The organism is Acidimicrobiales bacterium, from assembly GCA_041394185.1.
Classification (GTDB): Bacteria; Actinomycetota; Acidimicrobiia; order Acidimicrobiales; family Poriferisodalaceae; genus JAAETH01.
In genome coordinates this window covers 1-19,373 of sequence record JAWKIQ010000003.1, presented here as the reverse complement: position 1 = coordinate 19,373, position 19,373 = coordinate 1, and the positions used below count along the sequence as shown (strand labels likewise).

Here is a 19,373-nt window from a genome sequence, read left to right as displayed (position 1 = left end):
AGGTGGTCAGATCCTGCCGCTCAGACGAAGGGCCAGCGTTTGCGGCGCATCGAAGGAGCGTGCACGCGGCGACGGCTCTTGGTGGCCCACTTGCGGCGCCATGGCGAAACCTCGGGGCCCTGCAGGCTTGGGGTCTGGCCCTGAGCCTGGCGCAGGCGGGCGGTCCACCAGTCTGTTTCGTTCTCGTCGGCCAGCAGGGCGATGGCGGCCTCGATGCGGTCGGTGAACTGCTGGTTGGTCTCGCCCTCGAGCATGTGCATCGGCTGGCCGAAGTTCACCGACACCTTGGCCCTGGTGGGCCAGTTCTGGCCCTTGGGCATGACCGAACCGGTGCCATCGATGTGAACCGGCACCACCGGCGCACCAGACTGCTTGGACAAGAAGGCGACGCCGGCCTTGAAGTCCTGAGCCCAACCGTCTTGGGAACGACCCCCCTCGGGGTAGATCACCATCGACCAGTCTTTCTTCAGCAGCTTGATGGGTTGTTCGATGGTGCGGCGGCTGATGCCCGTGCGCGAGATCGGCACCGCGCCTATGAACAGCGCCGAAAGCACGCTGGTTGGCCGCGAGGTGAAGAAATAGTCGGCCGCACCTCCAATGAACAGCCGGTTGCGCCACGGCTTGGGAAGGGCCGTCATCATGACGATCGTGTCGGCGTGGCTGTGGTGGTTGGAGGCGAAGATTGCGCCAGACCCACCCAGGGCCTTCAGGCGGTCTGCGTTTCGGACCGTCGGCTCGGCGTAGTAGGTGATGACCGGTTCCCAGACCGTATTCAGGAACACCCGGCGGGTCAGGCGAGCCCCTGGGCGGCGGGCCCACTCGGTGTCGTAGTTGGCCCCGACCTTGGACGGCAGAGGGTCGACCACGTGAGGGGTCGGAGCAGAGCGCAAGGGGAACTGGGTCTTGACCGCGGCTTGGCGAGGCAGCGATGCGGCACGCCGGCCCGTCTTCCACAGGTGTTTGACGGCCTTGGTCTTGTTGAGATCGGTGTTCTTGCTGAGGGTGGCCACTGGAACCCGCCGCTCAGACCACGTCTGCCATCAGCAGAGGCGGATTGTGGACGTGTGTCAGCGTCGGCTGGCGTCCCACGGTTTCGGACGCCATCTCGAGAGCATCGTTCATGGTGGTCGCAGCCCGGAAACCCAGACGCTGCACGGCTCGCCGTTCGCCGCCGACGATGATGACCTGGCTCAGGTGTTCGAGGGCGTGCGCGGTCCAGTACCACATGTAGAACGGGTGCACGCCGTGGTAGGCGTAGCTGGTGCGGTACAGATGGCGATACCACTCGTCTTCTGCATAGCGCTTCTCGTACTTGGCCTCGATGACCTCGGGGTCGGTGCTGTCGGCCAGCACCTCCTCGAAGAAGTCGATGTAGCTCGGGTGGTGCACCGGGTGGAACTCCCACGGCGTGGGGTGGGTGATGATGACCACACCGCCCTCGCGCACCAACGGCTTGCCCTTGTACAGGTTGAAGAAATAGCCCAGCCCCAGGCACGCCACCAGGACGGGGTTCAGCACCGAGTTGACGTTGTAGGGCCCGACGTAGGGCAGGCCCATGGTCAAGATGTCGGTCTGGCCCTCTACGCGCACCAGCTGTTGCTTGTAGACGTTGTCGATGGTGACCTCGTGCACCGCCTCGACCTCGCCGGCCTGAATTGACGTCAGGCCATAGGGCGAGCGGATTCCGTGCATGATCTTGCGGGCCATCGACACGGGCATCTTGTCGAGCGCCTTCTTGGTGCCCAGCAGCATGGCGCGGTCTTTGGCGGTCATCTCCCACTCGCGCTTTTGCAGGAACTCGAACGGCGACGGGAAGGTGTCGGTGTTGAGGGTGGTCTCGATCTGGAACACGTTCAGGTGTTCCTTGATCAGGCGGCCCTGACGCCAGTTGCGGGTGTGCAGCTCGGAGTTCTTGTTGTCCATGAACGACTTCGAGTTGCGCATCGTGTGGACGTTGTGGTGGTGGCGGATGCCCTGGTAGCCAGACAGGCCGGTGGCGACGCTCTTGTGGCCGCCGTCCAGCGACACCAGGTTGATGTTGACGTAAACCACCAGGTCGGACTCGGCCGCCCGCTTGGAGATCTGCACCTCCTCGCCATGTTTGGTGGTGCCCAAGATGATCAGGCCGTCCGGGTCTTCGGCGTCGAAGTTGTACAGCTGGCCGTAGGGCGCAAACGCGTCGTAGACCCGGTCGCCCACCGCGTGGCGCAACTCGGCTTCGGTCATGCGGCGGTGAAGGGCCAAAGCGGCGATTATCTCGACGTCGTCGACACCCGCCGCCGCGGCCAGGTCCAGCACCTTTTCGATGATGCGACCGCGAATGTCGGGCGCCTGCATGGGCGGCAGCGGCAGCGACACATCGTCGAAGGCGATGGTCAACTTCATGCCGCTGAACAGCAGATCGGGCAACGGCTTCTGGTCGCCCAATGGGTTCAGCAAGGCGTTGGTGATGGCACCGTCGACGTCTTCGATCGGCTCGAGGGGTTCGTTGGGATACACCACGCGGCTGCCGGTGGGCAGCTTCTCGAACCGGAAGCCCTCGCCGTGGTGGAACAGGATCGGGGGAGTGGTGCGCTCGACTTCGAGGACCAGACCGGGGCGGGGGCTCATCGACGGGCTCCTGAAGAACGTGACAACCGGCGGTCGTCGAGGTGAGGGGTGCGGGTGCGGGTGGACATGGGCAGCAGCGGGCGGGGCCCGCCCGGCGACTTGGTCCATTGTTCGGTCAACCAGCCCCGCTTGTCTGCGATGGTGGCCAGTCGTGTCTCGGGGTTGACCGCCACCGGGTAGCCCACGGCCTCCAGCATCGGCAGATCCGACGCCGAGTCGGCGTAGGCCACGCCTTCCTTGAGGTCGAGGCCGTGACGGTCGGCCCATTCGAGCATCACCTGGGCGCGGACCTCGCCGGTGGGAGGAACGTCCAGCATCTCGCCGGTGTAGCGACCGTTCCGCGAGTCCATGCGGGCCGCGATGATGTCGTCGAACAGGGGCTCCAGCGGCTTGACCGCCAGCTCGAGGGCGCCCGTGATCAACACCGTGCGATGGCCGGCTGCCTTGTGGGCCCGCACACGGCGCATCGCGGCGGGAAACGACTTGGTGATGATGAGTGCGCTGAGCAGTTCCTGGGCGTCGGTGTCCAGCTGCTCGACCGAAGCACCGCGATAGCGCCGGTAGAAATAGCGCAAGAAGTCGGTGCGGTCGCGGCGGTCGCGGCTCCACAAGCCCGGCCCCTCGGCGATGGTGCGCAGGGCAAACCGGGCCCGCTGCGACGTGTCTAGGTGCCGGGTCGCCAGCCACGCGTAGCTTTCGACCACGTTCGAGGCGATGAGGGTGTTCTCGAGATCGAAAGCGGCAAACGACCGGCGCTGATCCAGCACCTGCTGGCGCAGGCGCTCTTCGCGGCTGGGGCCTATGCGTCGATCGGGCTTCATCTTGACGCGGGCCTGGATGACCACCGTTGGCAGATGCACGTTGCGGATGTAGTGCTTCCAGTCGATGACCTCGGGGTCGAACGCAAAATCTCGACGGTCGGTGTCGTTCAGTGTCGCCCACAACGAGCGGGTATTGTCGATCTGGTACAGCGCCTCGCATCGACCGTAGGCGCCGTAGATCTGCACATAGCCGTGGGCCTGGTCGACGACCCGACGCTGCTCGGCCAGCTTCTCGGTGACCCGTGCCTTGCTGCCCCGGATCGGCAGGGTGTTGACCGCCTTTTCGGCGACATCCATCACCTTCTGGACACGCTCGAGCTTTTCCTCGAGGCCGCTGGCACCGGTGAACTTCCACTCCTCGACCGCAATGGCGTTGCCCTTGCTGTCGTAGATCGGGTTCTCGGTGAACCAATCCTTGGTGGTGGAGGTCAGCACCTTGTACAGGAGCGGATTGACGGCACCAGACGCAACCTGGAAAATCGCCGGCTTGCCGGCGGCTGTGTCGTTGGGGCCCGGCTTGCCGGGGGCTGTGTCGTTGGGGCCCGGCTTGCCGGGCCCGTGGGCTGCGACGGCGCAGATGGTGGCGGCCACCATGTCGACCGGGATCACGTCGACAACACCCTCGGGATAGCCGGGAAACTGGTTCAGCTCGCCCTTGGCGAAGCTGACGATGAGCGGCTCGGCCATACGGAAGCCACGTATCCAACCCGGCTTGGGATCGGCCCAGGCCGACTCGATGATCGAGGGCCGCACGATGCTGAGCGGAATCTCGCCGTGCAACTCGAGCAGGGCCTGCTCGCCCAGCGCCTTCGAATAGGTGTAGACGTCGGGCCAGCCAAGCGACGTGGCCCGGCTGCGACCGGCGTCGACCATGCGCTTGTTGACCCACGCCGTACGGCGCTGCTCGGTCTTGGCGCTCAGCAACGGAATGCCCGCCGCCCCGAGCTCTTCGCGGGCCTCTTTGCCGAACTGCTTCAGCATGTGAGGAACCCGGCTGTGGGCCTCAAGGTCAGAGCGGGTGCGGCGCGCGGCGGCCACCTCGGCCCGCCAGTCGACCTGGATGTGGAAGGGCGTCTCGATCAGGAACTCTTCTGCGGCCTTGCCCCGCCTGTTGCCCGCCACATAACACGTGCTGACGGCGATGAAGTGGGGCCTGACCCCTTCTTCCTGCAGCAAATTGAGGATGCGGTTGGGGCCCAGCAGGTTGATCTCGACCGATGTGTCCAGCGGGTTGTCGAAAGACACGGTGGCCGCGGAATGGATGACGATGTCGCAAGACGCAAAGGTGGCCCGGTCTTCGTCGTTGAGGCCCAAACCATCGGTGCCGACGTCGCCGGCCACCACCTGGATGCGACCTGCACAAATGGAGTCGAACTGGTCGCCCCACTCTTCGCGCAGCCGGTCGAACGCGTCGTTCTTCAAGATCTCGCGGTCGACTCGGCGCTGCACGTCGCCACGCCTGGGCGGGCGCACCAGAAGCACCAGCTGGCATTCGGGCGCGCCGCGCAGCAGTCGCTCGACCAGAGCGGTGCCGAGGAAGCCGGTCGAGCCGGTGACGGCGATTCTCTTGCCCGCCAGGGCTTCAGCGATCACGATCAGTTTTCTAGCACACCACTTACCAATCGGTAAGGGGTTGGGATAGGTTCACCTGGTGGCCCCGGTATCCCGTCCTACTCGACAGCGAGTGCTGGATGCCGCACTGGTGGCCTTCTCCGAGCGGGGCTTCGCCGCGACCTCGCTCGACGACCTGGCCGGCGATCTTGGCCTGACCAAGCAGGCCATCCTCTACCACTTCGGTTCCAAGGACAGCCTGCTCTCGGCCGTCATCGACCGCACCGCCGCGGAACTGGTCGGCCTGTTCGACGCCGAGGTAGACCGCTCGGGTCGAGGGTTCTCGCGCATCGAGTCGGTCGTCAGGGTCACGTTCCGGCTTGCGGCCCGAAGGCCCGAGGTGCTGGGTCTGTTGCGTCAGGTATCGCGTCTCGGCGATCCGCACACGAGCCGCCTGGCGGCGGGCTTGGGATCATTGATGGAACGAGCGACCGGATTCCTCGATGCCGAGATGGACGCCGGCCGGCTGCGCCGACACGAGCCCAGGTTCTTGCTGCTGAGTGCGTACTCGGCTGTGATAGGAGTGGCCACCGAACCAGAGGTGATGCGGGCCATGGGGGTCGAGCCGACCCTCAGATCGCTTGCCCAGGCCAGGGCCGAACTGACCTCGTTCCTGAGCGACGCCCTGGTGCCCTGCTAGAGCGCGACGACAAACGTGACGCTGTAGGTGTCGCCGTTGCTGAGTGAACCGGTGACGACCGCGATGGTTTCGCCCGGCGTGCAGTTTCCGCTGGAATCGACCGCCGAGAAGACCAGCAGACCCAGACCCTCAACAGCGAGGGCTGTGACTCGCCACGAGTTCGCAGCGGTTTCAGACGCTGCAGTGAAGGTGACGTCGCCCGGGATGCTCGGCCACAGCCCTGCAGGTGAATACACGTCGAATGCGGCATCGCCGTCGCAGGTCAGGGCGCTGGTGGTGGTGTACTGGTTGGCGATCAACTCCACCGGCCCCAGAACCGTCAGCTGCTCGCCCGTGGGGGTGGTGTCGCGGCCAGCAACCGTGGCTGAGTCGACCCTGTTCGTTGCTGCGCCTGCGCCCAAGGTCAAAGCGAGAGCGGCGGCTGCTATTCGGGCTCGCTTGTTCATTCGACCCCCCTGGCGGCATCGGGCGCGGCATACGCTTCGCCGGTGGAACGACCGGCAGTCGTTTTCATAACACGCGTTTTCGAGATTCGTGGGTCGCTGCGTGAGTGAAGGAACCGGAGTCAGGCGGCAACTGCGCCTGGAAGCCAAGCGCAACAGGCGGCGCACGGCGCTGAAGCGCGCCGGGGTTGCTGTGGTTGTCCTGTGGCTCGCGTTGGTGACCTGGAGTCTGTGGGGCGCCTATCGCTCGTCGCAGGCAGCGGCCAGCGGCGCGAGGGTGATGGCCGCAGACTTTGCGTCGCTCGACCTAGAACGACTCGAGCTCGTCGGCGACGATCTCGACGACGCGATCTCGAAGCTGCGTCACCCATGGGTGGCACCGGTACGGCTGATTCCCTGGGTTGGCAGGCAGCTGAACGCGACCGAGCAGATTGCGGTGGCAGGCCGGGAGGTGGTCGACGCCGGCGAGCAGGCGCTCGAGGCGCTCGAGACGGCGTCGCTAGACGACCCTGTCGACGCCTTGAACGAGGTGTCCGACGAGCTTGGCAGCACCACCGATCGGCTGCGCTCGATAGGAGTTCCATCGGGCAAGTGGCTGGTCGGCCCGGTTGCCGCAGCGAGGCAGGACCTGGTCGAGAACCTGCTGGATGCCACCGACGAGATCGCGAGATACGAGGCTCTGGTCAGCGGGCTGAGCCAACTGGTCTCGGGCAACACCCACTATGTGGTCGCCGCTGCCAACACATCGGAGATGGGCTCGGCATCTGGCATGTTGCTGCAGGTGGGCACCATGCGCATCGACGACGGTCAGGTGCTGATCTCCGACTTTCGCAGTGTTGAAGAGCTGGGCCGGCCCTCGCTGGTGCCCATCGACGACGACGTCCGGCTCATGTGGGGTTCGCTCGACCCGGGTCACCTCTGGCAGTACACATCACACATCAGCAGCCGGGCGTCGGAGGTATCGAGGGTCACGGCCGACATGTGGTTGTCGGATCAGGGTGAGCGAATGGACGGGGTGCTGATCATCTCGCCGGTCGCCATGCAGATCCTTCTGGAAGCGGCCGGGGTCGAGACAGTCGATGTCGCAGGTGTCCAGTTGCCCGTAATCGCCGTAACCGAGTTCTTCGCCCTGACCCAATACGAAGAAGTGTTCGACGGCCAAGGAGAGCGGCGCGAATCGATTGCTCCGGTTGCCAGTGCGGCCGTAAGGGCCCTGCTGGATAGCGAGATCGAGCCGAGGGTCCTGGCCGCGGCTCTGATCGAGGCCATCGACGGTCGGCACTTGACCTTGTGGAGCCGCGACCCCGCTCAGCAGCAACGCTGGCAGACGGCACTGGCCGCGGGTGACCCGCCGCAGGACTCTGTGAAGGTGGCTGTGCTGAACGCGGGCGGTAACAAGCTCGACCGATTCTTGAACGTGCAGGCGAACATCACCACCAGCGCCGCCGCGGCCGGGGGAAGCGTCGTGCGCATCGACGTCGGCTTGACCAACACTGCAACCGCCGACCTGCCGTCTTACGTTCAGGGTGCCAACGCCCCGGGCTCGTACCTGGGACACGTGGTTGTGAACATCCCCAATTTCGCCGCCAACGTCTTGACCGGAGGTGACCGCCAACTCAACGCTTCGGCACCCGATGGGCGGACCCACTCGTACGCGTTCATCATCGAACTCGATCCGGGCGCGACAGCGAACTATTTCGTCGAGTTCGAGGTACCCGAACAGGTCGACGCGCTGCAGATCGAACCCAGCGGCCGCTTTCCCGCCATCTCATGGGTGGTCGACGGGACGCCCCGGCTGGATCGCAGAGGCGATTTCAGGCTCGGCTGACCCGAGCAGGATCGTCGGCGTGACCTGTCAGAAGAGCGCGTTGGGGCCGGGCTCTGGCAGTTGGTCGCCGGTCGTGTCGCTATAGACCCAGCGGGCGAGCTGGGGCGCAAGAAGGTTGTCAGGGGTGTGGGCGAAGAAATAGGGACTCAAACCATCGGCCAGCCACGAAGCGAGCTTGGACTTCCACTGGTCGAGTTGGTGGCTCGATCTCGCCGGTTCGTTCTGGTCGATGAAGCGAACCACGGGGCTGCCAGCCGTGGCCGTGGGGCGCACCGGTAGCCGGGGCTTTCGCTGAGCGGCCTCGACCTCTTCTGGGGTGGTCGCTGGTCCTTCGAAGAAGCGCCGGGTGTCGAAGATGACCCGGTTCACGCCATGGGTGCGCAGAAGGTCGTCGAGCGTCCCCTCATGTCGGCCGCCAACGAAGAATTCGGGGTGGCGCACCTCCACGGCCCACTCGAGCGAGTCGGGAAGCGCTGAGGCAAACGACTCGAGAGCCCCAAGGCCTTCAGGCCCGAACGAAGCGGGCAGCTGGATCGAGATCGGGCCCATGTTGTCGTGCAGCGGTGCGGTCAGTCCGATGAACTCGGCCAAGTCGGCCTCGGCAGCCACCAGCCGCTTGTCATGAGAGATCGTGCGGGGCACCTTGAAACAGAACCTGAAGTCGTCGGGCACCGAATCGGCCCAACGGCGGACTGTCTCGGGCTTCGGCAACGCGTAGAAGGTGGTATTGCCCTCGACCGCAGTCATGCGCTGCGCATACTCGGCCAGCTCGCCACCCGACGGCGTCGACCGCGGAAGGAAGTTGCCCACCCACGGCCGATGAGCCCACATCGGGCAGCCGACCCGAAGCTGCACTCAAGCGAGCTTTCGCGCTGTGCTGGTCATCGCTCAAGCGAGCTTTCGCGCTGTGCTGGTCATCGCTCAAGCGAGCTTTCGCGCTGTGCTGGTCATCGCTCAAGCCAGCTTTCGCGACATGGCCCCGGCCGAGCGAAGGGCGGTGCCGTCGGCTCCGTCGGTACGGAAGCGCCTGGTGGGTCCAGAAGCAGCCTCGGCCAGCATCTGCTTGAGCAAGCCGGCGAACGGCACCCCTTCGTGGGCCCAGAAGTACCAGCTCAGCGAACCGGGAATCGTGTTGATCTCGTTCACGTAGATGTCGTCGCCGACCAGCAGGAAATCGATGCGGGCCACCGAACGCACCATCGCGACCTCGGCTACCCGAACGGCGTGTGTGCGCAGCCGCCCCTCGAGCTCGGGGTCGATCTGTGCCGGCATCTCGCGGGGTGCCGAGGCCATCCCCTGATCGCCGCCCGCAAGGTATTTCTCGACGTAGGTGTAGATGTTGCCTCCCGCGTCGCGGAGCGGCTTTTCGACCGCCGACAGTTCGAGGGTGGGGCAGGTCTTGACGCTGATGTTCAGATCGACCGAACCCTCGAAATAGGGCTGCACCACGGCGCCCTCTTGCAGGAGCGGTTGTGACGCAGCGAGAGCCTTGGCGGTTTCGAGGTCGGATACGACCTCGATGCCGATCGAACTGCCGCCAAAGCGCGGCTTGACGATGAGCGGGCCGTCGACGTCGAGAACCGTGTCGGGGCCGAGGGCGAAGGTCGGCAAGGTCGGAATGCCCGCGGCGCCTACGGTGCCGGCGAAGGCCAGCTTGTCCATGCCCAACGATGCGCCCGCCATCGACGGGCCGGTGTAGCGGACCCCTGCCAGGTCGAACAGCGACTGCAGTGTTCCGTTCTCGCCCGGGCCGCCGTGGCAGCAGTTGACGACGGCGCTGAGGTCGAGCGCCTGGCGTTTGCCGCGTCGCCCCTCGACCTGGAAGCCGCCGTCGGATCCTGTGGCGAGCACCACCGGATCGGCCTTGCGGGGCAAGCCGTCTGCGAAGTCGCCGGCCTCGGCATCGGCCGCGACGCGATACCAATCGCCGGCCTTGGACCAATAGAGCGGAACCGGGTTCTCGCCGGCCGCAGCGAGGGCGTGAACGGCCTGGAGGCCCGTCAGTACCGAGATGTCGTGCTCGGGCGATGGCCCGCCGAAGCAAACGCCTGGGGAAGTCATGGCCGTCAAGGTACCCGGCCAGGCGTGGTCGTCAGTGTCAGTCGGAGAGGTCGAAAGAGTTCGGCTCAGGGATAGTGGTCGGGCAGGTCGTTCTCGTACAGAACGGCGTCACCGGCATCGAGGTTGCGCCTGACCCACTCGACCGCCTCGGTTCGGGTGCGCGTCTGGATGACCTCGGCAGCACCCCGCGAGGCCCCGGCCAGCAAAGCCTTGCGGTTGGTTTGGCCCACGATCAGAACGACGTCGGCTACGGCCGCAGCCCTCTCGGCGAATTCTTCGTTGGCCTTGGCCTGCTGGGCGCCCATCTCGACCATGCCGGGTGTCACGACGACCCGTCTGGCCGCGGGGGTCGCGCCAAGTGCGTCCAACGCCGCTGCCGCTCCGGCCGGGTTCGAGTTGTAGGTGTCGTCGATGATGTTGACCCCGGTCGGCGAGACCGAGCGCTCGCGGCGGTGGCCTGCGCCGGGCAGGGTGCCCAAACGCAGCCTGACCTTGTCGACGGGAATGTCGAGGGCACACCCGATGGCAACGGCTACAGCGACGTTGCTGTGTATGGCGTCGGCCGGCAGGTCGACCGTGTCGCAGTCGTCGCCCACGCAGACCCTGACGCCATCGGAGTGTTGTGCGGGGAACACCCGCACGTCGGCGTCGCTGTCGGGGTTGGTCGAGGTGGTGATGACGCGCTTGTCGCCGGCGTGTCGCAACCGTTCTGCGACCGCGGCGAGACCGTGTGCATCGATGTTCAGAACCGCTACGCCGGCGGTGTCGAAGATCTCGGACTTTGCGGCGACGATGTTGTCGAGCGAGCCCATGCGCTCGAGGTGAACTGGCCCGATGGCACACAGCGCTGACACGTCGGGTTTCACCCACGAACACAGGTCGCGGATCTCGCCCGGCCCATAGGTGCCCATCTCGGCTACGAACACCTCGGTGTCGGGGCTGAGGTGTTCGTTGACCGTGCGGCTGAGCCCTGCGGTGTTGTTGAAGCTGGCCGGGCTGGCCACCACCGAGCGGGTGCCTTCGACGATGTGGCGCACATAACCCTTGATGGTGGTCTTGCCGTACGAGCCGGTGATAGCGACCCTGGTGGGGTTCACCCGGTCCAGCCTCGAAACGGCCTGGTCGACGAATGTGCGAGCCGCCCGCTTCTCGAGGGGCTTCAGCGCAGCCAGGCACACATCGAGGGTCAACGGCAGTGCAAAGGCGCCGGCGGCCAGCACCGGGGCCGCAATGCCAGCGACGATGCCAACAGCGCTGATGATCACGATCAACAAGGCGTGGGCGATCGCCAGCGTGCGAAGGCGTCTGGTCCAGGCGAGTTGCGACGTGCGGCCACGCATGGACAAGCCGATGGGCCCCAGCGCGGCGATCTCGATCGTCAGTACAGAGGTCAGAGGCCACCAGAACGAGGCGACTATGCACGCCAGGGCCAGCAACGCCATGACGGCGCTGCGCCACTGGAGGGTCCACCACCGCCAGGCGAACAGGCTGACCGATCCGGGCAGGTAGTGCTCGCGCTGGGCTACACGAAGCCATCTCGCTTCGGCCACCGGCACGGCAGCAGCGGCCAACAGACAGATCAGGATGGTCATCGGTGCGTTTCGTCCGTGTCGGTTGCCAGGCGTGCCAGCTGGGCGTCGACCGCCGTGCGCAAGACGTCGGGATGGCTGAGCGGGAGAAAATGGTCGGCGTCGCCGACCACGGTCAGGTGGCAATCGTGGAGCATGGTCTCGGCGCGAGTGGCGATGTCGGCCGGCGCGGCCGTGTCGTCGTCGCCCCAGACCAGATCGACCGGGCAGCTGATGGCGGCCAGCTGCTCTTCGTAGCTCTCGTTCACGGCCTTCACGAGGATGTCGCGCATCACACCAGACGCAGCTCGATAGTCCGCGCTGCCATAACGGGTGCGCAGCTCTTCCATCTTGGTGTCGGGCACCAGGCCCAGCTTGTGCATCCGCTTGCCGATTCGAAATGCCAGGGGAGACTTGTTGGCCGAGCCCTGACGGCGCAGCAAGGGCACGCCCGTCAACACCAGCCCGGCGATTGCAGCAGGCCGCTGCTGGGCCAAGTTGACGGCCACGCGACCGCCGAAGCTGTGGGCGACCACCACCACGGGCAGCTTCATCTCGTCGAGGATGGGTGCGATCTGCCTGGCATAGTCGGCGGCGCCCCAGGCCTGGGTTGGTGTGGGGCTGGCCCCGAAGCCGGGAAGGTCCAGGGCGATCGCATCGATCGCCGGGCGGTCGCCACCCGACAACACGCCGTCGAAGTCGGCGTGTGTGCGCGACCAGCCGTGTAGTGCGAGAACCCGGGGCTGGCCGTCGCCGTGGCGTCGGCCGAACAGGTTGCCTTTCGCAAAGGCGCTGAGTGTCATCGACGCCCTGCGCTCGGCGTTGTGGAAGGTGACGTCACGAGGCTCGACGATAGAACACGCCGACATAGTGCAGGCGGCCATCTGGCCGGCTGGGGGTGAGCCATGTTTCGCCAGTGGCGGAAAGTGGTAGCACAACCACTATTTCCGGCGCGATTGTGTTGAACAGTCACGTATGGCGCGACTAAGTTCACGCCTGGAGAGTCACTGTCGGTGGCTATCCCAGTGCCGTTGGCTCCGGCACGAGTTTCAGAAGGACACGAAATGCTTCGAACATCGGTGAACAAGCGCAGGTTGCAGATCACTGACGTCGCCGCCTTTGCCGACCTTTCACCGGCCGACAAGCGGGCACTTCGCCGGGCCGCCAGCCCGATGACCTACCCCAAGGGTGCAACCATCCAAGAGGCTGGTTCCATCGATCGGCGCCTGGTGGTGGTGGTTGACGGAGTCGTTCAACTCGACGATGGTTCGCAGCGCCGCGAGTGTGGTCCGGGCACCGCGTTCGGCGATGCCGGCAGCTATGGCCAATCGCTTGTGGTCACGGCCACGGCACTGTCGAAGGTTTCGACCTGGCAGGTGCCTTCGCTGGTGATTGCCAGCCTCGCCAAGCGCAACGAACGGCTGATGACCTGGCTGGTTTCCGAGCCCGGCGAAATCTCCCTGGCAGGCTGAACCAGAGCCCATATGTTGGGCGTGTGAATTCTCAACCCCTGGTTCCAGACGCCGCCAAGTTGGTCGGCCTGTTGGCAGACGAGTCGCGCCGCAAGGTGTTTGCGGCATTGGTGCTGGGCGCCGCAACGGTCGAACAGATCGCAGAATCTGCCGGCCTGACGATGCGCGAGGTGCACGACGCCGTAGCCCGGCTGGCCTCGGGCGGCCTGGTGGTGACCGGCTCGGATGGTTCGTTGGCCTTGCTGTCGTCGGCTTTCGGACAGGCGGCACGCAGCGCGGCCCCATCGACGCCTACTCCCACCAACCATCGCGAGAAGGTGCTGGCCAGCTTTGTCGTTGACGGTCGGCTGGCGTCGATGCCGACGGCACGTTCGAAGCGGCTGATCGTATTGGAGGAGATCGCGCAGGACTTCGAGCCGGGCCTGAAGTACAGCGAGAAAGAGGTCAGCGCCATAGCGGCTCGCTGGCACGACGATTATGCGGCCGTGCGGCGTTATCTGGTCGACGAGCGTTTCCTCGACCGCGAGGACGGCGTGTACTGGCGCAGCGGCGGGGCGGTTTACGACTAGGTCGTGGGTAGCTGGTCTGGCATCAGCGGGCTGCGACTGATGCGGTAGCTGGCCAACAGCTCCTCGTCGCAGCTTCGGCAGAGATGTATGACCTGGGTGGCCACGATCGACAGCTGGCTGCCGCGGCTCTTTTCGACCACCGCCTTGATGGCGGCCTCGACATCGGAGCTGTCGCACCGGTTGCACCTGGGGCTGGGGTCGCGGTTCCAGGTGGTGCCGCAGGTGGCACAAGTGATGGCGATGACGTCTCCACGGCGTTCGCCGTCGAGCTCGTCTTGTTCCCCGCAGGCCGGGCAAACGATGTCGCTCATGGCTGTGACAGTACAGGCGTTGCACGCGTGGGTACCCTGGCGCCATGAGCGATGGTCTCGACGCCAACCGTCATCTGATGCACCCCGACGCCCGCATATTCGTAGCCGGACATAGGGGTCTGGTGGGCTCTGCGGTGGTTCGCAAGCTGCTCGAGAGCGGCTATCGCAACATCGTCACTGCAACCAGAGATCAGCTCGATCTTCGTGACCAGATGGCGGTGAACTATTGGTTCAGGGCCAACCGTCCTGACTTCGTCTTCTTGGTGGCGGGCACCGTTGGCGGCATCTATGCCAACAGCACCCGGCCGGCCGAGTTCATCTACGACAACATGATGATTCACGCCACGGTGGTGCAGGCGGCGTGGGCGCACGACGTCAGCAAGCTGCTGTATCTGGGGTCGTCGTGCATCTATCCGCGCGAGGCCCCTCAGCCCATGGCCGAAGACGCTTTGTTGACGGGCCCGCTGGAGCCCACCAACGAGCCTTATGCGATCGCGAAGATCGCAGGGATCAAGCTGTGCGAGGCCTATCGCCGTCAGTACGGCGCCAACTTCATTTCGGCGATGCCCACCAACCTGTATGGCCCTGGCGACAACTTCGACGCCGAGGGCGGACACGTGCTGCCGATGTTGATGCGCCGTTTCCACGAGGCCAAGTTGGCGGGCGATCCGCAGGTGACGGTTTGGGGCACCGGAAACCCGATGCGCGAGCTGATGCATGTAGACGACCTGGCCGATGCGTGCTTGTTCTTGATGGACAACTACGACGACGCCCAGCACGTCAACGTGGGCACGGGCGAAGACACCACCATCCGAGAGCTGGCCGAGACGGTGCGCGATGTGGTGCATCCCGATGCGGAGTTGGTCTGGGACACGTCGAAGCCAGATGGATCGCCTCGCAAGCTGCTTGATGTTTCCAAGATCCACCAGCTGGGTTGGCGCCACAAGGTGGGCCTGCGCAGCGGCATCGAATCGACCTATGAGTGGTTCTTGCAGCAGGACATGGATTCGCTGCGGGGCGTGTCGGCCTGAGGCTCAGTCGACGGTGAGCACTCCGTCGGCATCGACGGTGGCTGCCCGCCCGATGAGTTCGGTTTCGGTGGCCGCGGTCATCAGATGCGCATCGGTCGAGTAGGCCCACGTGCGCACGCCTGGTCGGACCCGGCAGGCGGCCAGGAGCTTTTCGGGGCCGTCGGCGCCATACATGACGGTGTACGCCTCGACCTCTACAGGCCCGACATGGTCGGGTGCGCCGACGCTGGTGGGGTGGACGTCGATGTCGGCTTGGCAGTTCTCGGTCCAGTAGCCGTTGGCCGGTGGTTCGGTTGAGGAGACGCCGAATGCGTGTTTGGTGACGAAGCCACCGTTGGCCGACACGTAGCCCTTCGAGCCGGGGTCGTTGCGCAGTACCTGGACCATGGTGGCGATGGAGTGGGTGACGTAGTTGTTGAGCGGGCCGCCTGCGAAGGTGAGCCCGCCGGTGAGGGTCAGCTGACGATCGAGGCTGAAGCCGACCTCGCGAGCGCCGATCTGGACGGCCGAGGGGAAGCACGAATACAGGTCGACATGGTCGATGTCGTCTGGCCCGACGCCGGCAAGCTCGAGGCAACGGCGCCCGGCGACCCGGATGGCGGGCGACTCGTGAAGGGCGCCGCGATTGGTGACCTTCTGGGTGTCGGCGCCGTCGGTGCCCGCCAGCGGGAAGACCCACTTGTCGCGGCTGATGCCCAGTTGCTGGGCCGTTTCGACGGGGCACAAGATGAGGGCTGCGGCCTGGTCGAGGTCCCAGTTGGAGTTCATGGCCTTCGTATACGGAAAGCCCACCATGCGGTTGGACGGCGACGGGTTGCGGATCTCTTCGGCGGTCATAGGCGTGCGGAACCACGCGTAGGGGTTCTGCACGGCGACCTCGTTGAACCCTTGCCACAGCTGGGACAGGCGGTCGCGGTGGTCGCTGATCGATTCGCCGTTCGCGTAGCGGATTGCAGACTCGAACAACGGGTAGAAGTTGATGGGTGCTTCGATGCCCCGTGCCGTCTCGAACTCGTCTGTCATGTCCAGCGGTGAGCCCGAGATCTCGTCTGGCTCGACCGGTGCCTGGTCTGTTGTGGGGATGCGGATGCCTTGGCGGCGGGCTCGTCTGCGGCTCCAGATGGTTTCGGCGCCCACGATGACTGAAATGTCGGTGGCACCTTCGGCGATGCGCATCGCCAGCTTGTTGACCAGCGACTGGGGAGTGTTGCCTCCGTCGGTGGATCTGATGGTGTGGGCGGTGGCACCCCATCGCTCGGCCAGGAGACGGGCCGGGTCTGTGTATTTCCAGGCGCCCTGAACCACGGCGATGCTGGCTGCCGAAGACAGCAACTTGGACGAGCCGGCGTCGGCCGCGGCCGCTTCGCACGCGCGGGCCATCAGCTCGAGCGGTTCGACCGCCTGGGAGAGGTCGTCTGGGCGGAACGAGATCTGGCCAACGCCAACGATGACGGGGGTGCTCGGGGGAATCGAAACGGTCACGCCAACAGTGTGGTTCATGGGGCGCGCGGAGGGCGAGTTCGGGGTGTGTCGGGTGGTCGAGTTCGTCGTCTGCGGTTCTCGTAGGCCGTCTTGCGACTGTGAGTGGTGCGGCACCGCGGAGCGGCGTTTTCGATGTCGGTCATCGGCTCGTCGAGCCACGGTGTGTCGTGGTCGGCGTCGACCTGGCTGGCCGGAAGGCCGCAGCCGCACTCGCAAACGCGGTCGCGGTAGGCCATTGCGAGCTTTTGACCCTTCGAGAACCACCGGCGGCCCGCACCGAAGTGCAACACCTGGCCCTCTTGTGAGAGGGCAACGCTGTGGAGCTTGGAGCGAACGAGGTAGCGAACCAGCTGGGAATAGGTGAGCGCAGTGCCGTCGTCGAACTGGCACTCGAAATCTTCGGGAGCCACCGGGTCGGGCTGGACTCCGGCGGCCTTGGCCAGGGCCGCCTCTACACATTCGATGGAGGCGCGAATGAACACGACGGGCGAGGTCATGTCGGTATCGGCCGGTGCCCCGTTGGATCGCCGGGCCATGATGACCAATGCGTCGTGACGACGCTGCGCAGCCGTGCGGCGAAGGTCGGCATTGGTGATGTCGTCTGTGCCCAGCCTTGCCTTGGCCTCGGCGCGGTCGTGGTGCAGCAGCTGCCGGGAGATGCGGTCGAGCTCGCCGCCGACCAACACCCGAGCCTCGGGCGTGAGGGTGCCGTCGAGCATGCCGCGGTCTTTCCAGCTGCGCGACAGGTTGACCGAGCGGGCCTGTTGGTCTTGTTCGTCTTTGAGGTCTGGGTCGGTGGGGTCGGCGGCATTTCGCCAATGGGTGACGGTCTGGGCGAAGTCGTCCCATGTCATCTCGGTGGCCCACTGGACGAGCTGGGCCTCGGACTCGATGAATGCGTCGTAGAACCGCGGCTGGGTGAGTTGGCCAAGGAGCCGCACGTGGTCGTTGGTGATGAGGCCAGCCTCGAACGCCTGCTGAACCAGCGGCATGCGCCCGAGCTTGTGAGACCGACCGGCGCGGCCGCCGAGCGTGCCGCGGCGCCCGTTGGTGTGGTTGCACAGCCATGCGCGCAAGGTGGCCGAACCGCCGGTTGGTCCGTCGCCGTAGACGGCGGGATCGTCGGCGGCCTCGAGAACGTGGGCGTCGAGGGCGGACGTCTTGTTTGCGAGCAGGGTCACGGCGACCAGGCAGCGCCGCAGCGTGGCCGCGGGCAGAGCCGAAAAGTCGACCGTCAGCGCCTTGTCGATGGCGGAGATGGCATCTGTGAGTTCGACTGGAAGAGCCTCACGAGCCCCTCCCTGGACGTGTTCCATCGACAAGAACACTATCGAACATATGTTCGATAAACAACTCTGTATCGAACAAAGTTCAGAACCAGGGGTTCAGAGGCAAAGTTCGGCCATCAGGCGCATGACCTGGGGAGGGCCGCTGACCATCATCGTGGTGACCACCGATTCTTCCCACTGGACCAGGTCGTCGCGGATCTTGTCGACGGGCCCGATGAGCGAAACCTTCTCGACCACCGAGACGGGTATCGCTGCGGCGGCTTCTTCTTTCTTGCCGGCGAGGTACAGCTCTTGAACCCGGTTGGCGACGTCCTCGTGGCCCATGCGGCAGAAGACCTCGTGGTGGAAGTTGGCGCCCTTGGCCCCCATGCCGCCCATGTACAGCGCAAGCATTGGGCGAACCAGGTTGGCGGCCTTCTCGATGTCGTCCATCGGCACAACGGTCACCGGGCACACGACGTCGAAGTCGGGGGCGTCGGGCGAGCCGAACGTGCCCTTGCCTGCGGCATCGAAGCCGGCCTGCAGCGCCGAGCGATAGAACGAGTCGTCGTCGGGGGAGAAGAACAGCGGCAACCAGCCTTCGCACAACTCGCCGGCCAGAGCCACGTTCTTGGGGCCTTCTGCGGCCAGGTAGATGGGAATGTCGCTGCGCAGCGGGTGAACGGTGGGCTTCAGCGCCTTGCCGATGCCCATGCCGCCCTTGAACGGCAGTTGGTAGAACTCGCCGTCGGCGGCCACGGGAGCTTGTCGCGCAAACACCTGGCGCATGATGTCGATGTACTCGCGGGTTCGGGCCAGCGGCTTGGGATAGGGCTGGCCGTACCACCCTTCGACCACCTGGGGCCCCGACACTCCCAGGCCACAGATGAAGCGCCCGCCCGACAGGTGATCGAGGGTCAGCGCAGCCATGGCGGTGGCAGTTGGGGTGCGTGCCGACATCTGGATGATGCCCGTTCCCAGCTTGATGGTGTCGGTGTGCGAACCCCACCAGGCCAGCGGCGTAAGTGCGTCAGACCCATAGGCCTCGGCGGTCCAGAACGAATCGAAGCCCATCTTCTCGGCTTCCTTGATGGCCTCGAGTGCGCCGGCAGGCGGCCCCGAGCTCCAATATCCGGCACCGGTTGCGAGTTTCATCGTGGCTATCCCCCAAGGAGTGTCGATTACCCAACGTCGTAGCCGCTGGGGTGGCTACGTTGCCAATTCCAATGATCTCTGCACATCGCTTCGATGTCGTGCTCGGCTCGCCAGCCCAGCTCGTCGCGGGCCTTGGTGGCGTCGGCATAAACCTCTGCCTGGTCGCCGGCGCGTCGGCTGGTGACGCTGTAGGGAATGCGACGGCCAGCAGCCGTTTCGGCTGCGTCGATGATCTCGAGCACCGAGGTGCCCTTGCCGGTGCCGAGGTTCCAGACGTGGAATCCGGGGCGAGATTGCAGATACGTGAGTGCTGCTAGATGGCCCCGGGCCAAGTCCTCGACGTGGACGTAGTCGCGAACCCCTGTGCCGTCGCTGGTCGGGTAGTCGTCCCCGAAGACGCTGACCTTCTCGAGCTTTCCGGCGGCGACCTGTGTCACGTACGGCATCAGGTTGTTTGGGATTCCGGCGGGGCTTTCTCCGATGTGGCCTGATGGGTGAGCGCC

Annotated in this window: 18 protein-coding genes; 5 read left to right on the top strand and 13 right to left on the bottom strand. The window is 65.4% G+C overall.

All coding sequences use genetic code 11. From position 1 onward, the window contains the following. Positions 1-20 precede the first annotated feature (20 nt). The 3 genes from R2770_13645 to R2770_13635 are packed head-to-tail and all read right to left on the bottom strand — an operon-like array spanning position 21 to position 5,024. A complete protein-coding gene (locus R2770_13645) occupies positions 21-1,010 on the bottom strand; it encodes a lysophospholipid acyltransferase family protein (GenBank protein ID MEZ5281499.1) in 990 nt (329 codons plus the stop codon). A 13-nt stretch (positions 1,011-1,023) separates the two neighbouring features. Further along, positions 1,024-2,610, bottom strand: coding sequence for a lactate racemase domain-containing protein (locus tag R2770_13640; GenBank protein ID MEZ5281498.1), 1,587 nt, complete (start codon positions 2,608-2,610; stop codon positions 1,024-1,026). After that, entirely contained in the window at positions 2,607-5,024 is a 2,418-nt protein-coding gene (locus R2770_13635) for an HAD-IB family hydrolase (protein MEZ5281497.1), read from the bottom strand. The genes R2770_13640 and R2770_13635 overlap by 4 nt, the downstream gene beginning before the upstream one ends. 58 nt (positions 5,025-5,082) lie before the next feature. Here R2770_13635 and R2770_13630 point away from each other — a divergent pair, with 58 nt between their 5' ends. Then, positions 5,083-5,682 (top strand): TetR family transcriptional regulator, encoded by a 600-nt coding sequence (locus R2770_13630; GenBank protein MEZ5281496.1) that lies wholly within the window; start codon positions 5,083-5,085, stop codon positions 5,680-5,682. On the opposite strand, the gene R2770_13625 is transcribed toward R2770_13630, so the two are convergent. After that, complete coding sequence (locus R2770_13625) at positions 5,679-6,128, bottom strand: hypothetical protein (GenBank protein ID MEZ5281495.1); 450 nt, start codon at positions 6,126-6,128, stop codon at positions 5,679-5,681. The genes R2770_13630 and R2770_13625 overlap by 4 nt on opposite strands. Positions 6,129-6,228: 100 nt before the next feature. On the opposite strand from R2770_13625, the gene R2770_13620 reads away from it, so the two are divergent. Next, positions 6,229-7,953: a DUF4012 domain-containing protein gene (locus tag R2770_13620; GenBank protein MEZ5281494.1), complete on the top strand. Its 1,725-nt coding sequence runs from the start codon at positions 6,229-6,231 to the stop codon at positions 7,951-7,953. A gap of 27 nt (positions 7,954-7,980) precedes the next feature. Here R2770_13620 and R2770_13615 read toward each other — a convergent pair whose 3' ends face one another. The 4 genes from R2770_13615 to R2770_13600 all read right to left on the bottom strand — a co-directional run bounded on the left by R2770_13615 (position 7,981) and on the right by R2770_13600 (position 12,451). Further along, positions 7,981-8,808: a DUF72 domain-containing protein gene (locus R2770_13615; GenBank protein MEZ5281493.1), complete on the bottom strand. Its 828-nt coding sequence runs from the start codon at positions 8,806-8,808 to the stop codon at positions 7,981-7,983. Between the two features lie 99 nt (positions 8,809-8,907). Continuing rightward, positions 8,908-10,014 carry a hypothetical protein gene (locus tag R2770_13610; protein ID MEZ5281492.1) on the bottom strand — a complete coding sequence of 369 codons (1,107 nt, stop codon included), beginning with the start codon at positions 10,012-10,014 and terminating at the stop codon, positions 8,908-8,910. A gap of 65 nt (positions 10,015-10,079) precedes the next feature. Next, positions 10,080-11,606 carry a UDP-N-acetylmuramoyl-tripeptide--D-alanyl-D-alanine ligase gene (murF, locus tag R2770_13605; GenBank protein ID MEZ5281491.1) on the bottom strand — a complete coding sequence of 509 codons (1,527 nt, stop codon included), beginning with the start codon at positions 11,604-11,606 and terminating at the stop codon, positions 10,080-10,082. After that, positions 11,603-12,451, bottom strand: coding sequence for an alpha/beta hydrolase (locus R2770_13600; protein ID MEZ5281490.1), 849 nt, complete (start codon positions 12,449-12,451; stop codon positions 11,603-11,605). Before R2770_13600 ends, murF begins: the two co-directional genes overlap by 4 nt. 195 nt (positions 12,452-12,646) lie before the next feature. On the opposite strand from R2770_13600, the gene R2770_13595 reads away from it, so the two are divergent. Together R2770_13595 and R2770_13590 are read left to right on the top strand one after the other, a co-directional pair. Continuing rightward, positions 12,647-13,054 carry a cyclic nucleotide-binding domain-containing protein gene (locus R2770_13595; GenBank protein ID MEZ5281489.1) on the top strand — a complete coding sequence of 136 codons (408 nt, stop codon included), beginning with the start codon at positions 12,647-12,649 and terminating at the stop codon, positions 13,052-13,054. A gap of 23 nt (positions 13,055-13,077) precedes the next feature. Beyond that, on the top strand, positions 13,078-13,623 hold the full coding sequence (locus tag R2770_13590; GenBank protein ID MEZ5281488.1) for a DUF2087 domain-containing protein: 546 nt from the start codon (positions 13,078-13,080) through the stop codon (positions 13,621-13,623). Here the strand turns inward: R2770_13590 and R2770_13585 are convergent. Then, on the bottom strand, positions 13,620-13,934 hold the full coding sequence (locus tag R2770_13585; protein ID MEZ5281487.1) for a hypothetical protein: 315 nt from the start codon (positions 13,932-13,934) through the stop codon (positions 13,620-13,622). The genes R2770_13590 and R2770_13585 overlap by 4 nt on opposite strands. Before the next feature lie 44 nt (positions 13,935-13,978). Between R2770_13585 and R2770_13580 the strand changes: the two genes are divergently transcribed. Further along, entirely contained in the window at positions 13,979-14,965 is a 987-nt protein-coding gene (locus tag R2770_13580; protein MEZ5281486.1) for a GDP-L-fucose synthase, read from the top strand. A gap of 3 nt (positions 14,966-14,968) precedes the next feature. Here R2770_13580 and R2770_13575 read toward each other — a convergent pair whose 3' ends face one another. From R2770_13575 to R2770_13560, 4 genes are all read right to left on the bottom strand, one after another. Then, positions 14,969-16,447, bottom strand: coding sequence for an acetyl-CoA acetyltransferase (locus R2770_13575; protein ID MEZ5281485.1), 1,479 nt, complete (start codon positions 16,445-16,447; stop codon positions 14,969-14,971). 14 nt (positions 16,448-16,461) lie between these two features. Next, positions 16,462-17,763, bottom strand: a complete 1,302-nt coding sequence (locus tag R2770_13570; protein MEZ5281484.1) for a DUF222 domain-containing protein — start codon at positions 17,761-17,763, stop codon at positions 16,462-16,464. Between the two features lie 69 nt (positions 17,764-17,832). Then, positions 17,833-18,870 (bottom strand): LLM class F420-dependent oxidoreductase, encoded by a 1,038-nt coding sequence (locus R2770_13565; protein MEZ5281483.1) that lies wholly within the window; start codon positions 18,868-18,870, stop codon positions 17,833-17,835. A 26-nt stretch (positions 18,871-18,896) separates the two neighbouring features. After that, the coding region (locus R2770_13560; GenBank protein MEZ5281482.1) for a GDP-mannose 4,6-dehydratase at positions 18,897-19,373 on the bottom strand (477 nt) is incomplete at its 5' end.